This window comes from Cupriavidus sp. 21MJTG02-4, assembly GCF_057798975.1.
On record NZ_JBYOJP010000014.1, the window covers coordinates 99399 to 120144 of the forward strand.

Consider the following 20746-nt stretch of genomic DNA (forward strand, 5'->3'; position numbering starts at 1 on the left):
TTTCCTGGCGCTCCACGACGTAGCATCCTTGTACGGAAAGCTACCTCACTGACTGATCCGACCGGAGCGCGCGCCTTGAAGATCGAACACATACAAACCATCGTCACCTGTCCGGATCGCAACTTTGTGACGGTCAGGGTGACGACTGACGAAGGCGTGTACGGACTGGGCGACGCCACGCTCAACGGCAGGGAACTGGCTGTCGTGGCTTACCTCGACGAGCATGTGATTCCCTGCCTGGTGGGGCGCGACCCGCGCAACATCGAGGACATCTGGCAGTACCTCTACCGCGGCGCCTATTGGCGGCGCGGGCCAGTCACGATGACCGCCATCGCGGCCATCGACATGGCGCTGTGGGACATCATGGGCAAGCTGGCGGGCATGCCCGTGTACCAGTTGCTGGGCGGCAAGAGCCGCCATGGCCTGATGGTGTACGGCCATGCCAATGGCCGCGACCACAGCGAAGCCATCGATGCCGTGCACAAGCATATCGAGGAAGGCTACAAGGCCATCCGCGTGCAATCCGGCGTGCCCGGCCTGTCGAAGGTGTACGGCGTGGGCAAGCAACAAGGGCACTACGAACCGGCGGAAAAAGGCCTGCCCCCGGAAGAACCGTGGGATACGTCGCTCTACCTGCGCCACACGCCGGAGCTGTTCCGCAAGGTACGCGAGGCCGTGGGCTTCGAGCCCCACTTGCTGCACGATGCGCACCACCGGCTGACACCCATCGAAGCGGCCCGCCTCGGCAAGGAACTCGAACCGTTCAGCCTGTTCTGGCTTGAAGACGCCACGCCGGCCGAGAACCAGGATGCCTTCCGCCTCATCCGCCAGCACACCACCACGCCGCTGGCCGTGGGCGAAATATTCAATTCCATCTGGGACTGCAAGGATCTGATCAGCAACCAGTTGATCGACTACATCCGTGCCACCATCGTCCACGCCGGCGGCATCACGCACGTGCGGCGCATCGCGGACTTCGCGGCCATGTACCAGGTGCGCACCGGCTTCCATGGCGCCACCGACCTCTCTCCGGTATGCATGGCCGCCGCGGTCAACTTCGGGCTATGGGCGCCGAACTTCGGCATTCAGGAACTGATGCCTCATAGCGCCCTGACCAACGAAGTGTTTCCGCACAACTACCGCTTTGAAGAGGGCTGCCTCGTCATGGATCAAGTGCCGGGCCTTGGTGTCGAAATCGATGAGGCCCTGGCCGCGAAATATCCGTACGAGCGCGCCTACCTGCCCGTAGCGCGCTTGCGCGACGGTGCGATGTGGAACTGGTAAGCCGAACAAGGATCCAGCATGTTGAGCGTGGTCGTCGACAAACCGAACAGCATGGCCGTGTGCGAACGGCCGACCCCCGATCCCGCCGCGGGTGAAGTCCGCGTGCGCGTGCGCTACGCCGGCATCTGCGGCTCGGACTTGCATATCTTCCATGGCAAGAACCCCTTCGCTGCCTATCCGCGCATCATCGGCCATGAGTTCGTCGGTCACGTCGATGCGGTGGGCGATGGCGTCAGAGCAGCGCGCATCGGCGAGCGGGTGGTGGTGGATCCGGTGATCAGCTGTGGTCAGTGCCACGCGTGCCGGATCGGTCGGCACAATGTTTGCAGCCGCCTGCAAGTGATCGGCGTGCACCGCGACGGCGGCTTTAGCGAATACGCGTGCGTGCCGGCGCGCAATGCCTACGTGGTGCCGGATGGCCTGCCCGCCACCAGCGCCGCGGTAATCGAACCGTTTGCCGTCGCGGCCAACGTGACCTGCCGCACCGGAGTGCTGCGTGAAGACATCGCGCTGATCTATGGCGCGGGGCCGGTCGGCCTCAACCTGCTGCAGGTGCTCAAGCGCGTGCATGGCGTGCGGACCTTCATTACCGATCACGTCGATGAGCGCCTTGCGCTGGCGCGCGGCTGCGGGGCCGAAGAGGACGAGATCATCAACACCTTGCACGCGCCGCTGGAGCAAGCCCTTGCTCTGCGCGGCGTGGAAGACGGGCCGACACTGATCTATGACGCCGTTTGCCACCCTTCGATTCTGGAGGAAGCGGTGCGCATTGCAGCGCCAGCGGGCCGGATCGGTGTTCTGGGCTTTTCCGCGACACCGTCGGCCATCCCGCAGCAGGAGCTGACGCGGAAGGAATTGACCCTGTATGCGTCGCGCCTCAACTGCGCAATGTTCCCAACCGTGATCGAGTGGATCTCGCGCGGATTGGTGGACCCCGGACATATCGTCACGCATACGGTCGACTTCCGGGAAGTCACCAGCGCATTCGACCTGGCCGAACGCAACCCGCGCGAGAGTTGCAAGGTATTGCTCGATTTTGGCGAGGCAAGTTAACCGGTACAGGGAATCGGAAATTTCCGTGATTGGTCTAGGCGCAACGCCATTTTATGGCCAGCACTGCTGATGCAGGATGCGCGGGTTCGCACGGAAATGCGAACTGTCCTATCGAATCGCCATCGGCATCGCGGAATACTTGAGGCTGTCATCGCGCAGCGGTGACCGGGTGTGGAAGCCCGAGAGCAGTGATCGAACGGCGCTGAAGGGGCCGTTCGATTCGAGTTCGCGAATCATCCGCTTCTATGGCGGGCGGACACGAGGCAGCCGCAAGGCTTACCGATCACTGCACCGGTCTTCCACCCTCGTCGTCAGGCCCGCCGCCTCCCTAACTTCTTGCGGCAGGCTTTCCATAAACGATGGAGGTCATATGTCGATCATCGATGTAGCAGCAGCGGATTCCAGCCTTGAAAAAGTCAGCGCAGGAATCGAGGGTGTGCTTCGCCTGCTGGAGCCGCAGTGTGAGCGGTCGGAGGAATGCTTCAGTGCGTTCTGCCTGCTTGAGCTGGTACGGGCGCGACTGGGGTTGGTCATGGCGGGGGAATTGCAGGTGCACTAACGGGAGATGGCTCCTGGCGTGGCAAAGCCTTGGGCTGCGCCGGGACGTCCTATCCGTGTGGCGATGCAGGCGGCGCCACAGTCAGTAAATTCAGCTGCCGATTGGTAAGTCGCGAGCCTTCCTTTTGATAGACGCCGGCTGAACCCTTCGGTACACTTCAACCTATCATAATAATAGGTGACTCGGTGGGGCAACCTTCGAAACACCAGCTCGAAAAGCACATCCGTGCATGCGCGCAGGACACGTCGAACATTGTGTTCGTGAACCACGCCCGTGAGCGCATGCTGCGAAGGAGAATCAACGATCCAATGGTGCTGGAAACTTTGCGCAAAGGTGTGATCGTGCGCGAACCGGAGCCAGACATGCGGGCGATTGGGCTGCGCTGCATGATGGAGCGCTATGTTTCCGGCATCAACGTGGGCGTCGTTGTGCTGGTCGAACATCCAGCCCCTGATTTGACCATCATCACGGTGATGGATGTCACCAAAGGATGAAGCGCATGTACCACTACACAGATGGCGGCCTCAAGAACGTGTGGCTGGTCAATGGCTATGAAATGCAAAAGACGCCTTACGGCGAAGGCGTAACCATCAAGGATCTGGATGGCCTGTGTGTGGCCATCTGCCTCGCGCTCGCGAAGAAGCTCACGCCGCTCACGGGCGTGGAACTCCGCTATCTGCGCAGTGCCGGGCTCATGCAATCGCAAGCCGGACTTGCCAATCTTCTCGGCAATAACGAGCAGGCCGTTGCCCGTTGGGAAAAAACGGGCAAGGTGCCGCGTTGGGCGGATAAGCTGGTGCGCCTTCTCTACCTGGCACGCGCCGAAGGCAATGCCCCGATTGCCTCTGTCATTGAGCGGATCAACGCCGTAGAGCGGGCAGAAAAGCAGCGAATTGTGCTGCGTGCTGCGAAATCTGGCTGGGCATCCAAGCTGGAATCCCAAAACACCGAAGAGGGTGCCGTCGCATAAGGGCCGGCAGACGCCATATGGATCTGCTGTCCGACAGTTGCAACTGCCGGACAGCACTATGCGAGCAGCCTCGTTACCGCGACAGAACGTAAGTCGCCAACGTCTTCAGATCCGCCTCATCCAGCTGCGGGAACGCCGGCATCGGCACCTGTCCCCACTTGCCGCTGCCGCCGTTGCGGATGCTCTGCATCAGCTTGCCGGTAGCGTCGGCATTGCCAGCGTACTTGGCTGCCACGTCATGAAACGCCGGGCCGACGATCTTCTTGTCGACCGCATGGCAGGCGCTGCACTGGTTGGCGCCGAGCAGCGCATCCGCTGTGCGCGGCGCGCCACCAGCGGCGGCCGGCGCGGCAGGCACAGCAGCGGCAGCTACAGGGGTCGCACTGCCGCGCTCAGCACCATAAGTCTTGACGAGATAGTCGACGATTGCCGGCATGTCTTCATCCCGCACCGGTGCGCCGTACGGCTTCTTCATCTTCTTGACGGTCGCGTCCCAATAGGCGCGCGGGGACGTCTGCGGCTGTGTCTCCGCGTACTGCGCCGAATGGCAGGTCATGCAGTTCTGCTGCACGAGCCGGTAGCCGGGCAGATCGCTCGGACGCCAGGCGGCAGTTTCCGCCGGCAGGGTGATCTCCAGCGCCATGGCTGGCAAAGCGAAGGCGGCGAACGCGGCGGCAATCAGGGTTTTCATGTTCATGATGTCCCCTCCCTCAAACCGCGGTGACGCGTGTGGTTTCCACCACGTTGCGCATATAGCCGGGCGGGTTCCAGAGCGCCTCCAGCGGCTGGCTCTGGCCGATGCGGTTCACGGCGCGCACACGCAGATCAAGGTTGCCGCGACGCGGCGGGCGCAGCACTGCCGTCCATTCGCGGAACGAGTAGCGCCCCAGGTCCTGTCCGAGTTTTGCCGCCTGCCAGGTCCTGCCGCCATCGGGCGAGAAGCCGACTTCGCCGATACCGTAGCCGCCGTCGAAGGCAATGCCACGCACCACCGTTTCGCGGCCCGTCGGCACCTTTGCACCGTTTTCCAGGCTGGTGATGAACGAACGCACGGTGAAGCGGCCGATCGGCGTGGTGGCCGACGGCGCCGTACCGGGTGGCACGCAGGCGCAGGGGTTCGCCGGGATACGGTAGGCCGACGCCATCCAGAAGCCATCGAACACCTTGTCCACGACCTGGATATCCGACAGGTGCTTGACCCAGTACGTGCCGTAGTGGCCAGGGACCACGAGGCGTAGCGGGTAGCCGTTGAGCATCGGCAAGTCGGCACCGTTCATCGCCCAGGCCAGCATCACCTCGCCATCGAGCGCGTGATCGATGTTCAATGCCTTGACGAAGTCCGGGCCGTTTTCGAGTGGCGGCTTGTCGAGGCCATTGAAGGTCACCTGCACTGCACCCGGTTGCACGCCGGCCTTTTCCAGCACCTTCTTCAGGGACACGCCAGTCCAGCGCGCATTGCCCATCGCACCATTGGCCAGTTGGCCGCCGTTGACGCGCGGCTCAGAGAAGCCACGGCTGTTGCCGGAACACTGGTTCACGGCGACGATCTCGACCGGATCGGCCAAGGACTTCAGGTCCGCCAGCGACAGTTCCAGCGGCGCCTTCACATGGCCACCGATGCGCAGGCGATATGCCTGGGGATCGATCGAAGTCGGAATACCGCTCCAGTGATAGCGCACGAAGAACGCGTCATTGGGCGTGATGATGCCTTCGTTGAAGACGCTGAACGGAGTCTCCAGTTGCGGCGGGCGGCTGGTCAGCAGGATCAGCGGGCGCTTTTGCGGGAAGGTTGCCATTTCGCGCTCGCCATTGGCGAAGGGCAAGACGACCTTGCCCGGCGTGCCGGCAGCCAATGCGTCAAATGCCGTGGCGCCAAGAGCGGCCTGGGCCATCAGGGCGCCGGCTCCCTGCAGGAAACGACGCCGCTCGCGCGTGCCGCGATGATGGGGATGATCGGGGGCAGTCATGGTCTTCTCCCTTTTGTTCTGAATATAGTGTCCACGATGAGGACTTTGGCGAATTGTCGCTAGCAGGCGGGGCGGCGCATAACTCGATATTTCGGTAAGCGTTATCGGCGAAACGGATGGCAGAGCCAGAAGCGAGACATCCGCATCCGGCCGCGACTACCAAGAAGGAAACGAAATCGCCACATTTACGGCTTCTTGCTTACAATTGCGCGGAGGAATACCCTGCCAGAACGGTTGTCGCACCGGGTCCGCGACTGCTTGTACGCTGTTCTTGCAGCCGCAAACTAGCCAAAAAAACGACACAAGGTATGGCCACGCTGATTCCCGCGCTGGGTTCGGTCACATCGCGCATGACCGGCGGCGAACGCCGCTTCGCCGAGCGTCTCGAAGCGAAGCTGGAGGACGACTACCTCTGCTGGTACGACGTTGCGATCGGCGAGAAGACGCGACATCCGGACTTCATCGTCTTCCACCCCAGCCGCGGGTTGCTGATTCTCGAAGTCAAGGACTGGCGGGTGGACACGATCCACGAGATCGACCAGCGCAACGTCACGCTATTGACGGCCCGCGGGCTCGTGCATGAGTTGAACCCGCTGGAGCAGGCGCGGCAGTTCATGTACTTCGTGACAGATTTGCTGCAACGCGATCCGCAACTGGTGTGGCCCTCGGGGTCCCTGAAAGGCAAGCCCTACTTCCCCTATGGGCACGGCGTGGTGCTCGCCAACATCAGCCGCGCGCAGTTCGACAAGACCAACCTCGGCGAAGTCCTGCCGCCGCACCTTGTGATCTGCCAGGACGAGATGTACGACAGCGTCGATGCGGAAGCTTTTCAGAAGCGTTTCTGGGAGATGTTTCCGGTCAAGTTCACCATGAAGCTGTCCCTGCCGCAGATCGACCGGATTCGCTGGCACCTCTTTCCGCAGATCCGCATGCCGGAGCAGCGCCGCCTGTTTCAGGACGACACGGCGGACGCGCAGGAAATGCCTGACATACTGCGCGTGATGGACCTGCAACAGGAACAACTGGCCAGAAGTCTCGGCGACGGTCACCGGGTCATCCATGGGGTGGCGGGATCCGGCAAGACGATCATCCTCGGCTATCGAGCGGAGCACCTCGCAAAAGTGGTCAGCCGCCCGATTCTCGTCCTCTGTTTCAATCGCACCCTGGCGGCCAAGCTGGCTGCGAGCATGGAAGAGAAAGGCATCAAGGACAAAGTCCACGTCCACAACTTCCACTCATGGTGCTCGCGCCAGTTGAAGGCATTCCATGTCGGCGAGCCGCAAGGCCCAAGAAACGAAGCGTTCTACGATGCGATGGTCGATCGCGTCGTTCACGGCGTCGACAGGAAGGCGATTCCTTCCGGGCAATACGATGCCGTGCTGATCGACGAGGGACACGATTTCCGTCCGGAGTGGTTCAAGCTCATCGTGCAGATGGTGAACCCCGAGAGTAATTCGCTGCTGGTGCTGTATGACGACGCCCAGTCGATCTACGGGGGACCGAAGAAACGGAAATTCACCTTCGCGAGCGTTGGCATCAAGGCATCCGGCCGGACCACCATCCTGAAGCTGAACTATCGGAACACGCGGGAGATCCTGCGCGTCGCACGGAAGTTTGCTGATGAATTGCTGGCGCCGAACGACGCCCAGGAAGACGAAGCGCCCACCGTGCAGCCCGTCGCGGCCGGGCGCCAGGGGCCCAGGCCACTGTTGCTGGAACTGCCGACACTGAAGGACGAAGCCCATCGCATCGCGGAAATCTTGCTCGAGGAAAACCGGACGGGTACACCGTGGAAAGACATGTCCGTGGTCTATCGGCATCTCGATATGGTTGAGCCGCTGCTCGGCATCATGGAACGCCGGGGCATCCCCTTTGAACTGCCGCAGAAGAGCAGGCGTTTCATGTCCGGCGCGGATACCGTCAAGGTTGTGACCATGCATAGCAGCAAGGGGCTGGAGTTTCCGCTGGTCTGCATCCCTGCAACGGGCATGCCGCACAGATACGAAGAATCGGAGGAAGAAGAGGCGCGCCTTCTCTACGTCGCCATGACAAGGGCGACGCGGCAACTGGTGATGACGTGCGGCGAAACGTCGAGATTTGCCGGGAAACTGAAAGAGGCGATCGCGCGGCTCGCCTGACGGTGCCAAGCGGGGGCAATGCTGCCCCCGCCCGCTACAATGCGCCCTACCCTCGCGCCACCATCGCACCCATGCCAAACCCTACCCGGGCCTACCTGCTCGGCCCGCTGCTGAAGGGAGTTTCCCGTTCGTTCTACCTGACGCTGCGCATCCTGCCGGCGGGCATGCGCGACCCGGTCGGGCTGGCCTACCTGCTGGCGCGCGCGGCCGACACGATTGCGGACACCGCGCTGATTCCCCCTGCGGAGCGCCTGGATCTGCTGCTGGCGCTGCGCGAGTGTGTCAACGGCCGCGGCGACCCCGCAACCTTCTCCGAGCGCTTGTCGCGCGAAGTCGCCGGCCATCAGACGGAATCAAAAGAAAAGGCGCTGCTGGAATCGATCCAGCCCGCGTTCGACGTGCTGGCGCAGTTCGAGGAGGCCGACCGCGCCGCGGTTCGCGGCATCGTCACCACACTGACCGAAGGCATGGAGTTCGACTTGCGCACGTTCCCGGACGAGCGCTCGGGCGAACTTGGCGCGCTGCAGGACCCGTCCGACCTGGACCGCTACACCTACCTCGTCGCCGGCTGCGTGGGAGAGTTCTGGACGACGATGACCTACGCGCACCAGCCCGGCGTACTCAGGGACGAGCCAGCCATCATGCAGCGCCGGGGCATCCGCTTCGGCAAGGCCTTGCAGATGGTCAACGTGCTGCGCGACTGTGGCAGCGACCTGCGTATCGGGCGCTGCTATCTGCCCAAGGCGCTCCTCGATCGCCACGGATGCGCGCCGCGCGATCTGCTGGAGCCGGCAAATTCGCGGCGCATGCGGCCGGTTCTGTTCGAACTCGCACGGCTGGCGCTAGACCACGTCCGGGAAGCCATGGCGTACACGCTGGCGATTCCGCGTACCGCCGTGCGTTTGCGGCTCGCCTGCCTGTGGCCGATTTTGATCGGGCTCGATACGTTGCGGCTGCTCGTGGAGAACGAGGACTGGCTCGACCCGGGCAAGGTCTCGAGGATCGATCGCAAGAAGGTCTATCGCATCCTCGGCGGCAGCACGGCGCTGGTCATGTCGGATGGTTTACTGCGGCGCTGGATGGAAGGCGAAATCGCACGCATCGAGGCAGTGCTGTCGCGATAGGTTCGGCCGGACGGCCATTCACCGCCGCGCCGTACCGACACGCGCCGGCCAGCTCCCGTCGGCAATCTGCGCGCTGACAATCTCGCCCAGCAACTCATGCACCGCCGACGCCGCCACGGATAGCGGCATGGTCGCCGAACGGCACAGGAACACCGGCCGCGACATCGCGGGCTCGGCAATGCGCGCGGCGGACAGCAGCCCCTTGCGCAATTCCGTAGAGACCGACGCATAGGAAAGGACCGTATAGCCCACCCCGGCGGCCGCGAGTGCGATCAGTTCGGGGATCGCATTCACCTCCGCCAGCACGCTCAGTTCGATCTCGTGCGCGCGCAAGTGGCTGTCGATCAGTGCACGCAGGCCATGCTCGCCGGCGGGGAGGATCATCGGGTAGTGGCTCAAGTCGCCGAGGCGGACGGACTTTGCGGGCAATGCATCGCGCCGTCTCGCGCCACCGAATTTTCCGGGCTCGGCCACGAGCACGAGGTCTTCGTCGACCAGATGATCGAACAAGAGGCCAGGATCGGCGTTCGACTGGAAGGTCAGCCCGATGTCGATATGGCCCGTCAGCAGATGGTTCGGGATGTACCCCGTGCTCAGCTCGATCACCTGCAGCCGCACCTTGGGCCAGCGCCGGATGGTCTCGCGCACCAGCGGCACGGTCAGGATCTTGGCCATGGATTGCGGCAGTCCGATGGCGACCCGCCCTTCCGGGTCCGTAACGAGATCGCGCACGTCCTCACAAGCCAGGTCGACCCGCTTCAGGATGTCCCTGGCGTGCTGCTCGAAGCGCTGGCCCGCCGCCGTAATCGATACGCCCTTGTGGCTGCGCAGGAACAAGGTTACGCCCAGCGTCTCTTCGAGCTGCCGGATCTGCAGACTGAGGGCGGGTTGGGCGATGTGCAAGGTTTCGGCCGCGCGCGAGATCGACCCCGCCGCCCCCACGGCAAGAAAGCTGCGCAACCCGCGCACATCTACCGGTATCCCCATTGCTGTGTCTCCTGCTGCACGAAGGCTGGCCTTCACGGGCTATAACGAACCATGATACCCGGCATCCAGAAGATGTCTTGGACATATATGTCCGTGACGTCGATAGTGACACCACTCCCGCGCAATGAACGCGGAACCTGGCGCAGGCCGTCACTGGAGACAACATGGGAATCGATCGCCGCAACTTTCTTGCCGGCGCAGGCGCTGCGCTGTTCGCGCGGCCGCTGCTGGCGAATTCATGGCCTGCGCGGCCGGTAAAGCTGGTCGTGCCGTTCGCCGCGGGCGGCCCCGGCGACTTCGTCGCGCGGCAGATCGCCATGCCGTTGTCGCAGAAGCTGGGCCAGCCCGTCGTGGTGGAGAACAAACCGGGCGCCGGCGGCAACCTCGGCACGCAGAGCGTGCTCGACGCCAGTCCCGATGGCTACACCATCCTGCTGAACACGGTCGGCATGCATGCCGTCAACCCGCTGATGTTCCCGGACCTGCGCTTCCAGCCGCAACGCGACCTGCTGGCGCTGGGCGTGGTCGCGACCGTGCCGAACGTGCTGGTGATACATCCGACCAAGCTCGGCGTCGGCAGCCTGGCCGACCTGGTCCGGCTGGGCAGGCAGAAGCCGGACAACCTCAGCTACGCGACCTATGGCGCCGGCAGCTCGCCGCATATCTACGGCGCATTGCTGCTCAAGGCCGCGAAATTCACTGCGGTCACCGTCCCGTACAAGGGCAGCGCGCCCGCCAGCAGCGATGTGATGGCCGGCAATGTCGATTTCCTGTTCGACAGCATGACCACCTGTCTTGGCCAGATACAGGGCGGCAAGCTCAAAGCGCTGGCCATTACCTCGGCCGCGCGCTCGCCGCTGCTGCCTGACGTGCCGACGCTGGCCGAGGCGGGCTATCCGGCGGTAAGCCTGAAGTTCTGGCTCGCGCTGCAAATCCCGGCCCGCACGCCGCCCGCGATTGTCAACTTGCTGCGCGAAGCGGTGGCCGAATCCGCGCGCAGTGCGGCCTACGGCAATGCGCTGGTCGCACGCGGCGCCGAGCCTTTCCATCTGGCGCCTGGCGAGGTGCAGGACTTCGTCAACCGCGATGCGGCGCGCTGGACGGCCCTGGCGCGGTCGATCGACATCCGGCCGGAATAGGCCGCGGATCAGCGAGCAGGACCGCAGCCTGCTGCAGATGGATTTACAACGGACAAACACATGATTGCATTGCAAGGAATTCGGGTGCTCGACCTGAGCAAGGTGCTGGCTGGCCCGTTGTGCGGCCAGTACCTGGGCGAACTGGGCGCCGAGGTCATCAAGGTCGAGCCCGTCGGGCACGGCGACGACACGCGTGCGTGGCTGCCGCAGGATCGTGGCCAGTCGGCCACCTTCCTGGCGGTCAACCACAACAAGCGCAGTCTCGCGGTGGACCTGAAGACGGCCGAGGGCCGGAAGATCGTGCAGTCGCTAGCGGCCAGATCAGACATCGTGCTGCAAGGATTTGGCAGCGGTGCCGCCGCACGACTTGGCGTGGACTATGAAACCCTGTCGGCCCTGAACCCCGCACTGATCTACTGCGAGATTTCCGGCTACGGCCGGACCGGGCCGCTCGGACAGGAGCCAGGCTACGACGTCATGCTGCAAGCCTTCAGCGGCATGATCAGCACGATGGGCGAACCCGGCGGCCGGCACGCCCGCGCGAGCTTCTCTCCGGTCGATCTCGGCACCGGCATGCACGCGTTCAGCGGCATCCTGGCCGCGCTCATCGAGCGGCAGAAGACCGGACGCGGCATGCAGCTGGAGGTCTCGCTGCTGGACACCGCGATGGGTTTCATGGGCTATCTCGCGCAGAACTACTGGTGCAGCGGCAAGCCGCCGCGTCCGATGGGCACCGCGCATCCGGCCATGGCGCCGTACCAGGTGTTCGAGGCCGCCGACGGCCCGGTCATGATCGGCATCGGCAATGATGCGCAGTGGCGGCGCTTCTGCCCCGTTGCCGGGCTGCAAGCCTATGTCGACGATCCGCGCTTCGCGACGAATGCCGATCGCGTCGCAAACTTCGACGAGACCGTCGCGCTGGTCCGCAGGCGCATTGCCACCGAGCCCGTGGCGTTCTGGCTGGAGGCGCTGCGCAACGCCGGCGTCGCCTGCGCACCGATCCACACGCTGGATCAGGCCCTTGCGCATCCGCAACTCGCGGCACGCGGGCTCGTCGTCGAGTCCGAGCACCCGGTGCTGGGGACGGTCCGCAACATGGGCCTGCCCGTCCGCTTCCGTGGCGAGAACCGCGCCGCGCACCGCGCTCCGCCGCTGCTCGGCGAGCACACCGAGGAAGTCCTGCGCCAGGCCGGCTACGACGACGAAGCCATCGCTGTCCTCAAGGCGAGCGGCGTGGTCGCAATGGCCGGTTGCGATGAATCCAACTCCGCGTCGACGCATCAGCGCGCCACAGCATGACACCAGGAACCAACATGTCCGCCGTTACCTATGAAGTCCGCGACCGCGTCGCGGAGATCCTGCTGGATAGCCCTCCGGTCAATGCCTTGAACGAAGACATGATCGATGCGCTGCTCGAGGCTTTGCACCGTGCGGCGCACGACGATACCGTGCGTGCCGTCATCCTCGGCAGCGCCGTGCCGCGGCGCTTCTGCGCGGGCCTTCGGCTCGATGCGCTGCACGGCGCGACGCCGTCGCGCGCGTACCAGCTTGTCGACAAGCTCTACAGCGGGCTGAACGAAGCGCAGTTCAAGCTTGGCAAGCCCTCAATTGCCGCCGTAGGCGGCACCGCGCGTGGCGGCGGCATGACGCTGGCCATCCACTGCGACATGATCGTGGCCGCCGATTCCGCGACCTTCGGCTATCCGGAGATCGACGTCGGCGTGACGCCGGCCATCCACTTTACGCACCTGCCGCGCATCATCGGCCGCCATCGCGCGTTCGACCTGCTGTTCACGGGCCGCTCATTCGACGCGGCCGAAGCGATGTCGCTCGGACTGGTCAGCCGCGTCGTCCCGGAGCAAGACGTCATGGGTGAAGCGAGAGCGCTGGCGCAGACGCTGTGCGACAAATCCCCGGTTGTGATGCGGATGGGACGCACGGCGTTCCTGCGCGCCAATGATGGCGACTACCGGCGCGGCATCGCGACGGCGGTGGAATCATTTGGCAATGTGTTTGCGACAGAGGATGCCAAGGAAGGCATATCGGCGTTCGTGGAGAAGCGAAAGCCGTACTGGCAGGGCTGAAAACGTTTGATTCGCCTGGGCCGGAGAAAACGCAAAGCAAAAAGGGGTTACGCAAAAATCACGTAACCCCTTTTTCTATCTGGTGCCGGCTGCAGGACTCGAACCCGCCACCTGATGATTACAAATCAACTGCTCTACCTGATGAGCTAAGCCGGCATATCTGATGCAGACCGCGATTCTACTGCATTGCGGTCCGCTTTGGTGCGTTGCGGGTGACTTACTTCACCACCTTCAGCGACGGCTTCTTGCCACCGATGCGCGGCACGGGCGGCGGGGTCTCGTCGTCGTCCGGAGCGCCCTGCTCGGCGCCGGCCGGCGTCTCGGATTCCACCGGGGCCAGCTTGGGCGGCGGATTGTTTTCACGTTCGGTCGCGGCCAGGGTATCGGGCACGCTGCGCTCGACCGGGAACGCCATGCCCTGGCCGTTTTCACGCGCGTAGATGGCGAGCACGTTTTCCACGGGCACGTCGATCTTGCGCGAGATACCGCCAAAGCGCGCGCTGAACGTGATCCACTCATTGCCCATGTCCAGGCCGCTCGTGGCGTCGAAGCTGACGTTGAGCACGATCTCGTTGTTCTTGACGAACTCGCGCGGAACGCTCGTGTTGGCGTCGACAAAAACGGCAACGTACGGCGTGAAGCCGTTGTCCGTGCACCATTCGTAGATGGCGCGGATCAGGTAGGGCTTGGTGGAGGTTTCAGGCATGGTGCTTCTTCAAAGCGCCGGTGGTTGACCCGATGCGCAAGCATCGGGCCCGCCACGCTTAGCGGCGCATCACCTTTTCCGACGGGGTGAGCGCTTCGATATAGGCCGGACGGCTGAAGATGCGCTCGGCGTACTTGAGCAGCGGCGCGGCGTTCTTCGACAGCTCGATGCCATAGTGGTCCAGGCGCCAGAGCAGCGGGGCAATGGCAACGTCGAGCATCGAAAATTCTTCGCCAAGCATGTACTTGTTCTTAACGAAGATCGGCGCAAGCTGGGTCAGGCGATCGCGGATCGCGGCGCGGGCGCGCTCGTGGTTCTTTTCCGCAGCCTTGCCCTTTTCGTTCTCCAGCACGTAGACGTGGGTAAACAGTTCCTTTTCGAAGTTGAACAGGAACAGGCGGGCGCGCGCGCGCTGCACCGGGTCGGCCGGCATCAGCTGCGGGTGCGGGAAGCGCTCGTCGATGTACTCGTTGATGATGTTCGACTCATACAGGATGAGGTCGCGCTCGACCAGGATAGGCACCTGGCCGTAGGGATTCATCACCGAAATATCTTCGGGCTTGTTGAACAGGTCAACGTCGCGGATCTCGAAGTCCATGCCCTTTTCGAACAGGACGAGGCGGCAACGCTGGGAAAACGGGCAAGTCGTACCCGAATACAACACCATCATGGTTGGATTCCTTGGGCTTAGCCGATGCGGGGTCGGACGGTAAGGTCAGACATTCTGCCAAACTCGGGCATCGAAAAGCAAATAAGATATAAATACGTCACTTATGGGGCGACTATTGGGGCAATCCCAATAGGAAAAGGGCCAGAGCGGTGCTGCCACAGCAACTTCCGCTCTGGCCCTCTTTCATGCCGGGCCGGCTGGGACGTTACTTGATGTCTTTCCAGAAGGCCGTATTCAGGCGCCACGCAAAGATGGTGAACATGCCCAGGAACAGCAGCACCCAGACGCCAAGGCGCTTGCGGTGGTTTTGCGCGGGCTCGGCCATCCAGTCCAGGAAGCCAACCAGGTCAGCCGTCGCCTGGTCATACTCGACCTTGCTCAGCTTGCCGGGGCTCAGTTGTTCGAAGCCGGCGAACTTGTGGACCTTTTCGCCATGCTCTTCCGTTTCGGCGAACTTGGCGGCGCGCTGGCCCTGCAGTTCCCACAGCACGTGCGGCATGCCGACGCTCGGGAAGACCAGGTTGTTCCAGCCGGTGGCGCGGCTGTCGTCGCGGTAGAAGGTACGCAGGTAGGTGTACAGCCAGTCATCGCCGCGGGCGCGGGAAATGACGGACAGGTCGGGCGGCTGTGCGCCGAAGAAGGCCTTGGCTTCCTTCGGCTGCATGGCGATGGTCATGGTCTCGCCAATCTTGTCCGCGGAGAACAGCAGGTTGTCGCGGATCTGGTCATCCGTCAGGCCAATGTCCTTGAGCCGGTTGTAGCGCATCAGCGAAGCGCTGTGGCAGTTCAGGCAGTAGTTGACGAACAGCTTGGCGCCACGCTGCAGCGACGACAGGTCCGCAGTGTTCACCGGTGCCGGCTCCAGGGGATACCCCCCTTCGTTGGCCATGACGGGCGCGGCGGCAAAGCAGGCGCCTGCCAGCGCAATGATGGAAAGCAGCTTTTTCATCGTGTGTCCTTGTCCTCTTGTCGGGGTTCGCGCGTCGCTCAGTGCGGATGGAACGTGACGCGCTCCGGCACCGGCTTGAACTGGCCGGCACGGCTCCACAGCGGCATGGTCAGGAAGAAGGCGAAGTACAGCAGCGTGCCGAGCTGCGACACCTTCTCGCCAACCGGCGACGGCGGTTGCACGCCGAGGTAGCCGAGGACGATGAACACCACCACGAAGACGGTCAGGATGGTCTTGTGGAAGGCGGGACGATAGCGGATGGACTTCACCGGCGAGCAGTCGAGCCACGGCAGGAAGAACAGGATCACGACCGAGCCGCCCATCACCAGCACGCCCCAGAACTTGGCGTCGATGAAATAGAAGCCGACTGCCAGGATCACGGCGATGGCGACGGACGCCGCCTTGATGCGGGCGTCCTTGCTGCGCACGAACAGCATGCCCAGCACCAGCGCGAAGAACACCCACAGGATCGGCAGGAAGTTCGACGTGGTGGCGCGCAGCATCGAGTAGAACGGCGTGAAGTACCACACCGGCGCAATGTGCGGCGGCGTCTTGAGCGGATCAGCCGGGAAGAAGTTGTTGGATTCCAGGAAATAACCGCCGACTTCCGGGAAGAAGAAGATCACGGCCGAGAAGATCATCAGGAAGCCACCCACGCCCAGCAGGTCGTGCACCGAGTAGTACGGGTGGAACGGGATGCCATCGAGCGGCACGCCGTTTGCGTCCTTCTTGGCCTTGATCTCGACGCCGTCCGGGTTGTTGGAGCCCACTTCGTGCAGCGCGATGATGTGCGCGACCACCAGCCCCAGCAGCACCAGCGGCACCGCAATGACGTGGAACGAGAAGAAGCGGTTCAGCGTGGCATCGCTCACCACGTAGTCGCCGCGGATGAACAGCGACAGGTCCTGGCCGATCACCGGGATGGCCGAGAACAGGTTCACGATCACCTGCGCGCCCCAGTACGACATCTGGCCCCATGGCAGCAGGTAGCCCATGAAGGCTTCGGCCATCAGGCACAGGAAGATCAGGCAGCCGAAGATCCAGACCAGCTCGCGCGGCTTGCGGTACGAGCCGTACAGCAGGCCGCGGAACATGTGCAGGTACACGACCACGAAGAAAGCCGAGGCGCCGGTCGAGTGCATGTAGCGAATCAGCCAGCCCCATGGGACTTCGCGCATGATGTATTCCACGCTGGCGAACGCCACGGGAATGCCGGCGGCGTTGAGCGTGCCGTCGGGCTTGTAGTTCATCACCAGGAAGATGCCGGTGACGATCTGGATCACCAGCACCAGCAGCGCCAGCGAACCGAAGAAATACCAGAAGTTGAAGTTCTTTGGCGCGTAGTACTTGGAGAGATGGTCTTCCCACAGTTGCGTGGCGGGGAAGCGGGCGTCGACCCAGCCCAGCAGACCGGTCGTCTTGACTTGCTTATCGGCCGCCATGATCAAGCTTCTCCTTTTTCATCCTTGCCGATCACGAGCTTGGTGTCGGTCAGGAACTGGTATGGGGGAACATCGAGATTCTGCGGAGCCGGTTTGTTCTTGAAGACGCGGCCGGCCAGGTCGAAGGTCGAGCCGTGGCAGGGGCAGAGAAAACCGGGATCGGTGCCGAGCTGAGGATTGGAGCCGGCAGGGAAAGGGCCCGAAGGGGAGCAACCCAGGTGGGAGCAGATGCCCACGACGACCAGGAGGTCCTTGTGTTCCGCGCGGGAACGGGTTTCGTTCTTGCAGTACTCCGGCGTCTTCATGGTGAACGGAACGTCGGAATTGGGATCAGCGACTTCGCCGTCGGTCTTCTTGAGCGAGGCCAGCATCTCGTCGGTGCGGCGCAGGATCCAGACCGGCTTGCCGCGCCATTCGACCGTCATCATCTCGCCGGGCTTGAGGGCGCCGATATCGGCTTCCACTGGCGCGCCGGCCGCCTTGGCCTTCTCGGATGGTGCAAAGGTACTGACGAAAGGAACCGCTACTGCTACGCCTCCGACGCCGCCAGCGACGGATGTCGCGATCAACCAATTGCGGCGACCTTTATCCACGCTCTTCACGTCTTGCTGGTCACTCATTCCAAACCCCAGGGGAAGTCAATTTAGATTTTGCGTCAACCATAAATTGTACATGAGGCACCTCCGCGCAAGATAGGCGAAAAACCCAATGGGAATGTACGATTATCGGCCGGACGCGCGGATTGCCGCGTGCAAGCTTGCTTTCCGCGCATTGATGCGGCAGGCTTCTGGGCTTGAAGGCGTTCATTGCTTGCAACAAGAAGGAGAAAGCCCCATGAGCATGGTGTCGGAGTTCAAGACCTTCGCAATGCGCGGCAACGTGATCGACCTTGCGGTCGGCGTGATCATTGGCGCGGCATTCGGGAAAATCGTCGATTCGGTCGTCAATGACCTGATCATGCCCGTGATCGGGCGTATCGTTGGCAAGCTGGATTTTTCCAATATGTTCGTCACGCTGGCGGAGCCGCCGCCGGGTACGCCAATGACGCTGGACGCATTGAAAAAAGCCGGCGTGCCAGTGTTTGCTTACGGTAATTTCCTGACTATCGTTGTCAACTTTCTGATTCTGGCCTTCATCATTTTCCTGATGGTGCGGGCATTCAATAAGATGCGCGCCGAGGAGCCGGCAGCTCCGGCGGAACCGCCGCCGACGCCTGAAGATATTGTCCTGCTGCGTCAAATTCGCGACAGCCTGCAGACCCGCCAGCCCTGATCGGGCAAGAGCAGGATTCTGACAAGACAACGGCCCCTGTGGGGGCCGTTTTTATTGATGCGTGTCAAACAGGATTGGGAATATCGACGAAGGTGTGCTGCAGGCCAAAGCGCTGCGCCACATGCTCGCCGAGCGAGCGAATGCCGTAGCGCTCCGTGGCATGATGCCCGGCCGCGAGATACGCCACGCCGCTTTCCCGCGCGAGGTGCGTGTTCTGCTCGGAGACTTCGCCACTCAGATAGGCATCGACACCCGCTGCCACGGCGGCATCGAAATAACCTTGCGCACCGCCGGTGCACCACCCTACCGTGCGGATCATCTGGTCCGGATCGCCAATGGCCAGTGGTTCGCGCCCGAGTACACCGCCGATATGCGCGGCGAGTGCCTGCAGCGGCATCGGCGAAGGCAGCGTGCCGGTCCAGCCGAGTTCATCGCCGCTGAAGCGCCCCGTCGGGGTGAAGCCGAGTTGCTGCGCGAGCTGGGCGTTGTTGCCGAACTCGGGGTGGTTGTCGAGCGGCAGGTGATACGCGAACAGGTTGACGTCCGAACCCAGCAACCGTTTGAGGCGAGCGTGCTTCTGCCCGACCACGCGCGCATCCTCGTTTTTCCAGAAGTAGCCATGATGCACGAGGATGGCCTGCGCGCCGGCCTCGATGGCCGCTTCGACCAGCGCCAGGCTGGCCGTCACGCCCGTCACGATGTGTGTGACTTCGGCGTTGCCTTGCACTTGCAGGCCGTTAGGACAATAGTCCTTGTAGCGGGAAACCGCCAACAGGTCGTTCAAGTACAATTCCAGCTCTTTCGTCTTCATTTTTTGATCAAACTCCAATATGTTGCGGCGCTTTTGGCTGTTCTTTGCCCAGGCTGTCACCGTCGTGCTGGCAGTCTGGTTCGTCGTCGCCACGCTCAAGCCCGAGTGGCTTCAGAGGGGGCGCGTCGCGGTGCAGTCGGGGTCGCCTATCGTGGCGCTGAAGGAGGTCGTGCCCAACGTGGCCGGCGCCGCCGCGGAAGGGTCTTACAGCGAAGCTGCCCGGGTGGCGATGCCTGCCGTCGTGAATATTTTTACCAGCAAGAACGGTACACGGCGCTCGCCCCATCCGCAGTCCGAGGATCCCTGGTTCCGCTTCTTCTTCGGCGACCGCCTGCCGGAACGCCAGGAGCCGGTGTCCAGCCTGGGATCGGGCGTCATTGTCAGTGCCGAGGGTTACATTCTAACCAACCACCACGTGGTCGATGGCGCCGATGAAATCGAGGTGGCGCTGACCGACGGCCGCAAGGCGAACGCCAAGGTCGTGGGCTCGGATCCTGAAACCGACCTGGCCGTACTCAAGATCTCGCTGAAGGACCTGCCTGCCATCACGCTCGGCCGCCTGGAGAACGTGAAGGTCGGCGATGTGGTGCTGGCTATCGGCAATCCGTTCGGTGTCGGCCAGACCGTAACCATGGGCATCGTCTCCGCGCTGGGCCGCAGCCATCTCGGGATCAATACGTTCGAGAACTTCATCCAGACGGATGCGGCAATCAACCCGGGCAATTCCGGCGGTGCGCTGGTGGACGCGCAGGGCAACCTGCTGGGCATCAACACGGCCATCTATTCACGCTCGGGCGGGTCGCTCGGCATTGGTTTCGCCATCCCGGTCTCGACGGCCAAGCAGGTGATGGAATCGATCATCTCGACCGGCAGCGTGACGCGCGGCTGGATTGGCGTGGAACCACAGGACATGACGCCTGAAATCGCTGAATCGTTCGGGCTCGAGGCCAAGGAAGGCGCGCTGATCGCCGCCGTGGTGCAAGGCGGCCCGGCCGACAAGGCCGGCGTGAAGCCGGGCGACGTACTGGCTTCCGTGGATGGTCAGCCCATCACCGACACCACCGCGTTGCTGAACGCGATCGCCCAGCTCAAGCCGGGCGTGGACAGCAAGATGAAAGTGATCCGCCGCGGCAAGCCGGCCGAGCTGACCGTGACTATTGGCAAGCGGCCCCCGCCTCCACGGCGCGCCGTGCCGTTCGACGACGAGGAATAGCGCGTCCGCCTGATCTCTAGCCCAAGTACGCAAAGCAAAAACCCCGCCGCAGATGGCGGGTTTTTTTTGTCATGTCGCCGCGAGACAATCCGGCCCTATCACACAAGCCGCAGACTGCGCAGCGTGGTGCCGACGGAATCGCCAGCGGTTACAGGCAACAGGGATCCCAACGGGCCCAGCTGGAGAGTCAGCCATGATCGAGGGCACAATCTTCTCGTGTTGCTCGTCATGCGATACCCGTGCGAGGCGCAGGCTTTCGCCGTCCCCTTCGTGCAAACCGAGCCATCATCAGGTCGTCGATCGACTTTGCACACAGAACTTCGCTCAGTGCCTTTGCTGCAGCACCGCCTTTCGGCACTGCTTGACATACAGCCGACA

Annotated in this window: 21 protein-coding genes and 1 tRNA gene; 12 read left to right on the forward strand and 10 right to left on the reverse strand. The window is 63.0% G+C overall.

The genetic code is table 11. The annotated features are described in order from the left end of the window. Nucleotides 1–75: 75 nt before the first annotated feature. The 5 genes from manD (at nucleotide 76) to AC3FKH_RS24785 (ending at nucleotide 3866) form a co-directional block, all read left to right on the forward strand. Nucleotides 76–1284, forward strand: coding sequence for a D-mannonate dehydratase ManD (gene manD / locus AC3FKH_RS24765; RefSeq protein WP_488678425.1), 1209 nt, complete (start codon nucleotides 76–78; stop codon nucleotides 1282–1284). Between the two features lie 18 nt (nucleotides 1285–1302). Further along, nucleotides 1303–2337: a Zn-dependent oxidoreductase gene (locus AC3FKH_RS24770; protein ID WP_488678426.1), complete on the forward strand. Its 1035-nt coding sequence runs from the start codon at nucleotides 1303–1305 to the stop codon at nucleotides 2335–2337. Between the two features lie 370 nt (nucleotides 2338–2707). Continuing rightward, a complete protein-coding gene (locus AC3FKH_RS24775; protein ID WP_483709550.1) occupies nucleotides 2708–2896 on the forward strand; it encodes a hypothetical protein in 189 nt (62 codons plus the stop codon). Between the two features lie 185 nt (nucleotides 2897–3081). Beyond that, the gene (locus AC3FKH_RS24780) at nucleotides 3082–3390 is read left to right on the forward strand and encodes a DUF4258 domain-containing protein (RefSeq protein ID WP_488678427.1); all 309 of its coding nucleotides are present in this window, start codon (nucleotides 3082–3084) and stop codon (nucleotides 3388–3390) included. Nucleotides 3391–3395: 5 nt separating this feature from the next. Then, nucleotides 3396–3866 (forward strand): hypothetical protein, encoded by a 471-nt coding sequence (locus AC3FKH_RS24785; protein ID WP_488678428.1) that lies wholly within the window; start codon nucleotides 3396–3398, stop codon nucleotides 3864–3866. 73 nt (nucleotides 3867–3939) lie between these two features. Here AC3FKH_RS24785 and sorB read toward each other — a convergent pair whose 3' ends face one another. Together sorB and sorA are read right to left on the reverse strand one after the other, a co-directional pair. Beyond that, nucleotides 3940–4557, reverse strand: a complete 618-nt coding sequence (gene sorB / locus AC3FKH_RS24790) for a SorB family sulfite dehydrogenase c-type cytochrome subunit (protein WP_488678429.1) — start codon at nucleotides 4555–4557, stop codon at nucleotides 3940–3942. A gap of 19 nt (nucleotides 4558–4576) precedes the next feature. After that, nucleotides 4577–5833, reverse strand: a complete 1257-nt coding sequence (gene sorA / locus AC3FKH_RS24795; protein ID WP_488678430.1) for a SorA family sulfite dehydrogenase catalytic subunit — start codon at nucleotides 5831–5833, stop codon at nucleotides 4577–4579. 308 nt (nucleotides 5834–6141) lie between these two features. Between sorA and AC3FKH_RS24800 the strand changes: the two genes are divergently transcribed. Together AC3FKH_RS24800 and AC3FKH_RS24805 are read left to right on the forward strand one after the other, a co-directional pair. Beyond that, on the forward strand, nucleotides 6142–7971 hold the full coding sequence (locus AC3FKH_RS24800) for a DEAD/DEAH box helicase (protein WP_488678431.1): 1830 nt from the start codon (nucleotides 6142–6144) through the stop codon (nucleotides 7969–7971). Between the two features lie 71 nt (nucleotides 7972–8042). Next, entirely contained in the window at nucleotides 8043–9095 is a 1053-nt protein-coding gene (locus AC3FKH_RS24805; protein ID WP_488678432.1) for a phytoene/squalene synthase family protein, read from the forward strand. A gap of 18 nt (nucleotides 9096–9113) precedes the next feature. Here AC3FKH_RS24805 and AC3FKH_RS24810 read toward each other — a convergent pair whose 3' ends face one another. Further along, nucleotides 9114–10082, reverse strand: a complete 969-nt coding sequence (locus AC3FKH_RS24810; protein WP_488678433.1) for a LysR family transcriptional regulator — start codon at nucleotides 10080–10082, stop codon at nucleotides 9114–9116. 164 nt (nucleotides 10083–10246) lie between these two features. Here AC3FKH_RS24810 and AC3FKH_RS24815 point away from each other — a divergent pair, with 164 nt between their 5' ends. Genes AC3FKH_RS24815 through AC3FKH_RS24825 form a run of 3 tightly spaced genes read left to right on the forward strand, consistent with a single transcriptional unit; the run spans nucleotide 10247 to nucleotide 13305 of the window. Next, a complete protein-coding gene (locus AC3FKH_RS24815) occupies nucleotides 10247–11221 on the forward strand; it encodes a Bug family tripartite tricarboxylate transporter substrate binding protein (protein ID WP_488678434.1) in 975 nt (324 codons plus the stop codon). A gap of 60 nt (nucleotides 11222–11281) precedes the next feature. Continuing rightward, nucleotides 11282–12520 (forward strand): CaiB/BaiF CoA transferase family protein, encoded by a 1239-nt coding sequence (locus AC3FKH_RS24820; RefSeq protein ID WP_488678435.1) that lies wholly within the window; start codon nucleotides 11282–11284, stop codon nucleotides 12518–12520. Nucleotides 12521–12534: 14 nt separating this feature from the next. Further along, nucleotides 12535–13305 (forward strand): enoyl-CoA hydratase/isomerase family protein, encoded by a 771-nt coding sequence (locus tag AC3FKH_RS24825; RefSeq protein WP_488678436.1) that lies wholly within the window; start codon nucleotides 12535–12537, stop codon nucleotides 13303–13305. An 80-nt stretch (nucleotides 13306–13385) separates the two neighbouring features. On the opposite strand, the gene AC3FKH_RS24830 is transcribed toward AC3FKH_RS24825, so the two are convergent. The 6 genes from AC3FKH_RS24830 to petA all read right to left on the reverse strand — a co-directional run bounded on the left by AC3FKH_RS24830 (nucleotide 13386) and on the right by petA (nucleotide 17692). Continuing rightward, nucleotides 13386–13461, reverse strand: a tRNA-Thr gene (locus AC3FKH_RS24830). A gap of 61 nt (nucleotides 13462–13522) precedes the next feature. Further along, nucleotides 13523–14011 (reverse strand): ClpXP protease specificity-enhancing factor, encoded by a 489-nt coding sequence (locus AC3FKH_RS24835; protein ID WP_488678437.1) that lies wholly within the window; start codon nucleotides 14009–14011, stop codon nucleotides 13523–13525. Between the two features lie 58 nt (nucleotides 14012–14069). Next, on the reverse strand, nucleotides 14070–14681 hold the full coding sequence (locus tag AC3FKH_RS24840) for a glutathione S-transferase N-terminal domain-containing protein (RefSeq protein ID WP_008643086.1): 612 nt from the start codon (nucleotides 14679–14681) through the stop codon (nucleotides 14070–14072). Nucleotides 14682–14886: 205 nt separating this feature from the next. Then, the gene (locus tag AC3FKH_RS24845) at nucleotides 14887–15630 is read right to left on the reverse strand and encodes a cytochrome c1 (protein WP_488678438.1); all 744 of its coding nucleotides are present in this window, start codon (nucleotides 15628–15630) and stop codon (nucleotides 14887–14889) included. Nucleotides 15631–15668: 38 nt separating this feature from the next. Next, nucleotides 15669–17072: a cytochrome b gene (locus AC3FKH_RS24850; RefSeq protein ID WP_483709565.1), complete on the reverse strand. Its 1404-nt coding sequence runs from the start codon at nucleotides 17070–17072 to the stop codon at nucleotides 15669–15671. 2 nt (nucleotides 17073–17074) lie between these two features. Then, entirely contained in the window at nucleotides 17075–17692 is a 618-nt protein-coding gene (gene petA, locus AC3FKH_RS24855; protein WP_483709566.1) for a ubiquinol-cytochrome c reductase iron-sulfur subunit, read from the reverse strand. Between the two features lie 214 nt (nucleotides 17693–17906). On the opposite strand from petA, the gene mscL reads away from it, so the two are divergent. Continuing rightward, complete coding sequence (gene mscL / locus AC3FKH_RS24860; protein ID WP_488678489.1) at nucleotides 17907–18344, forward strand: large conductance mechanosensitive channel protein MscL; 438 nt, start codon at nucleotides 17907–17909, stop codon at nucleotides 18342–18344. 64 nt (nucleotides 18345–18408) lie between these two features. Here the strand turns inward: mscL and AC3FKH_RS24865 are convergent, their stop codons facing one another. Next, a complete protein-coding gene (locus AC3FKH_RS24865; protein ID WP_483711555.1) occupies nucleotides 18409–19155 on the reverse strand; it encodes a Nif3-like dinuclear metal center hexameric protein in 747 nt (248 codons plus the stop codon). A gap of 19 nt (nucleotides 19156–19174) precedes the next feature. On the opposite strand from AC3FKH_RS24865, the gene AC3FKH_RS24870 reads away from it, so the two are divergent. Continuing rightward, nucleotides 19175–20368 carry a Do family serine endopeptidase gene (locus AC3FKH_RS24870; RefSeq protein WP_488678439.1) on the forward strand — a complete coding sequence of 398 codons (1194 nt, stop codon included), beginning with the start codon at nucleotides 19175–19177 and terminating at the stop codon, nucleotides 20366–20368. Nucleotides 20369–20746: the final 378 nt, after the last annotated feature.

Bases quoted from the DNA above. Each gene is read 5' to 3' on its own strand.
- AC3FKH_RS24870 (WP_488678439.1), top strand. From the start codon at position 19,175: ATGTTGCGGCGCTTTTGGCTGTTCTTTGCCCAGGCTGTCACCGTCGTG.
- AC3FKH_RS24835 (WP_488678437.1), bottom strand. From the start codon at position 14,011: ATGCCTGAAACCTCCACCAAGCCCTACCTGATCCGCGCCATCTACGAA.
- AC3FKH_RS24845 (WP_488678438.1), bottom strand. From the start codon at position 15,630: ATGAAAAAGCTGCTTTCCATCATTGCGCTGGCAGGCGCCTGCTTTGCC.
- AC3FKH_RS24850 (WP_483709565.1), bottom strand. From the start codon at position 17,072: ATGGCGGCCGATAAGCAAGTCAAGACGACCGGTCTGCTGGGCTGGGTC.
- AC3FKH_RS24815 (WP_488678434.1), top strand. From the start codon at position 10,247: ATGGGAATCGATCGCCGCAACTTTCTTGCCGGCGCAGGCGCTGCGCTG.
- AC3FKH_RS24820 (WP_488678435.1), top strand. From the start codon at position 11,282: ATGATTGCATTGCAAGGAATTCGGGTGCTCGACCTGAGCAAGGTGCTG.
- AC3FKH_RS24770 (WP_488678426.1), top strand. From the start codon at position 1,303: ATGTTGAGCGTGGTCGTCGACAAACCGAACAGCATGGCCGTGTGCGAA.
- AC3FKH_RS24785 (WP_488678428.1), top strand. From the start codon at position 3,396: ATGTACCACTACACAGATGGCGGCCTCAAGAACGTGTGGCTGGTCAAT.
- mscL (WP_488678489.1), top strand. From the start codon at position 17,907: ATGAGCATGGTGTCGGAGTTCAAGACCTTCGCAATGCGCGGCAACGTG.
- sorB (WP_488678429.1), bottom strand. From the start codon at position 4,557: ATGAAAACCCTGATTGCCGCCGCGTTCGCCGCCTTCGCTTTGCCAGCC.
- AC3FKH_RS24825 (WP_488678436.1), top strand. From the start codon at position 12,535: ATGTCCGCCGTTACCTATGAAGTCCGCGACCGCGTCGCGGAGATCCTG.
- AC3FKH_RS24840 (WP_008643086.1), bottom strand. From the start codon at position 14,681: ATGATGGTGTTGTATTCGGGTACGACTTGCCCGTTTTCCCAGCGTTGC.
- AC3FKH_RS24805 (WP_488678432.1), top strand. From the start codon at position 8,043: ATGCCAAACCCTACCCGGGCCTACCTGCTCGGCCCGCTGCTGAAGGGA.
- petA (WP_483709566.1), bottom strand. From the start codon at position 17,692: ATGAGTGACCAGCAAGACGTGAAGAGCGTGGATAAAGGTCGCCGCAAT.
- AC3FKH_RS24775 (WP_483709550.1), top strand. From the start codon at position 2,708: ATGTCGATCATCGATGTAGCAGCAGCGGATTCCAGCCTTGAAAAAGTC.
- AC3FKH_RS24865 (WP_483711555.1), bottom strand. From the start codon at position 19,155: ATGAAGACGAAAGAGCTGGAATTGTACTTGAACGACCTGTTGGCGGTT.
- AC3FKH_RS24800 (WP_488678431.1), top strand. From the start codon at position 6,142: ATGGCCACGCTGATTCCCGCGCTGGGTTCGGTCACATCGCGCATGACC.
- sorA (WP_488678430.1), bottom strand. From the start codon at position 5,833: ATGACTGCCCCCGATCATCCCCATCATCGCGGCACGCGCGAGCGGCGT.
- AC3FKH_RS24810 (WP_488678433.1), bottom strand. From the start codon at position 10,082: ATGGGGATACCGGTAGATGTGCGCGGGTTGCGCAGCTTTCTTGCCGTG.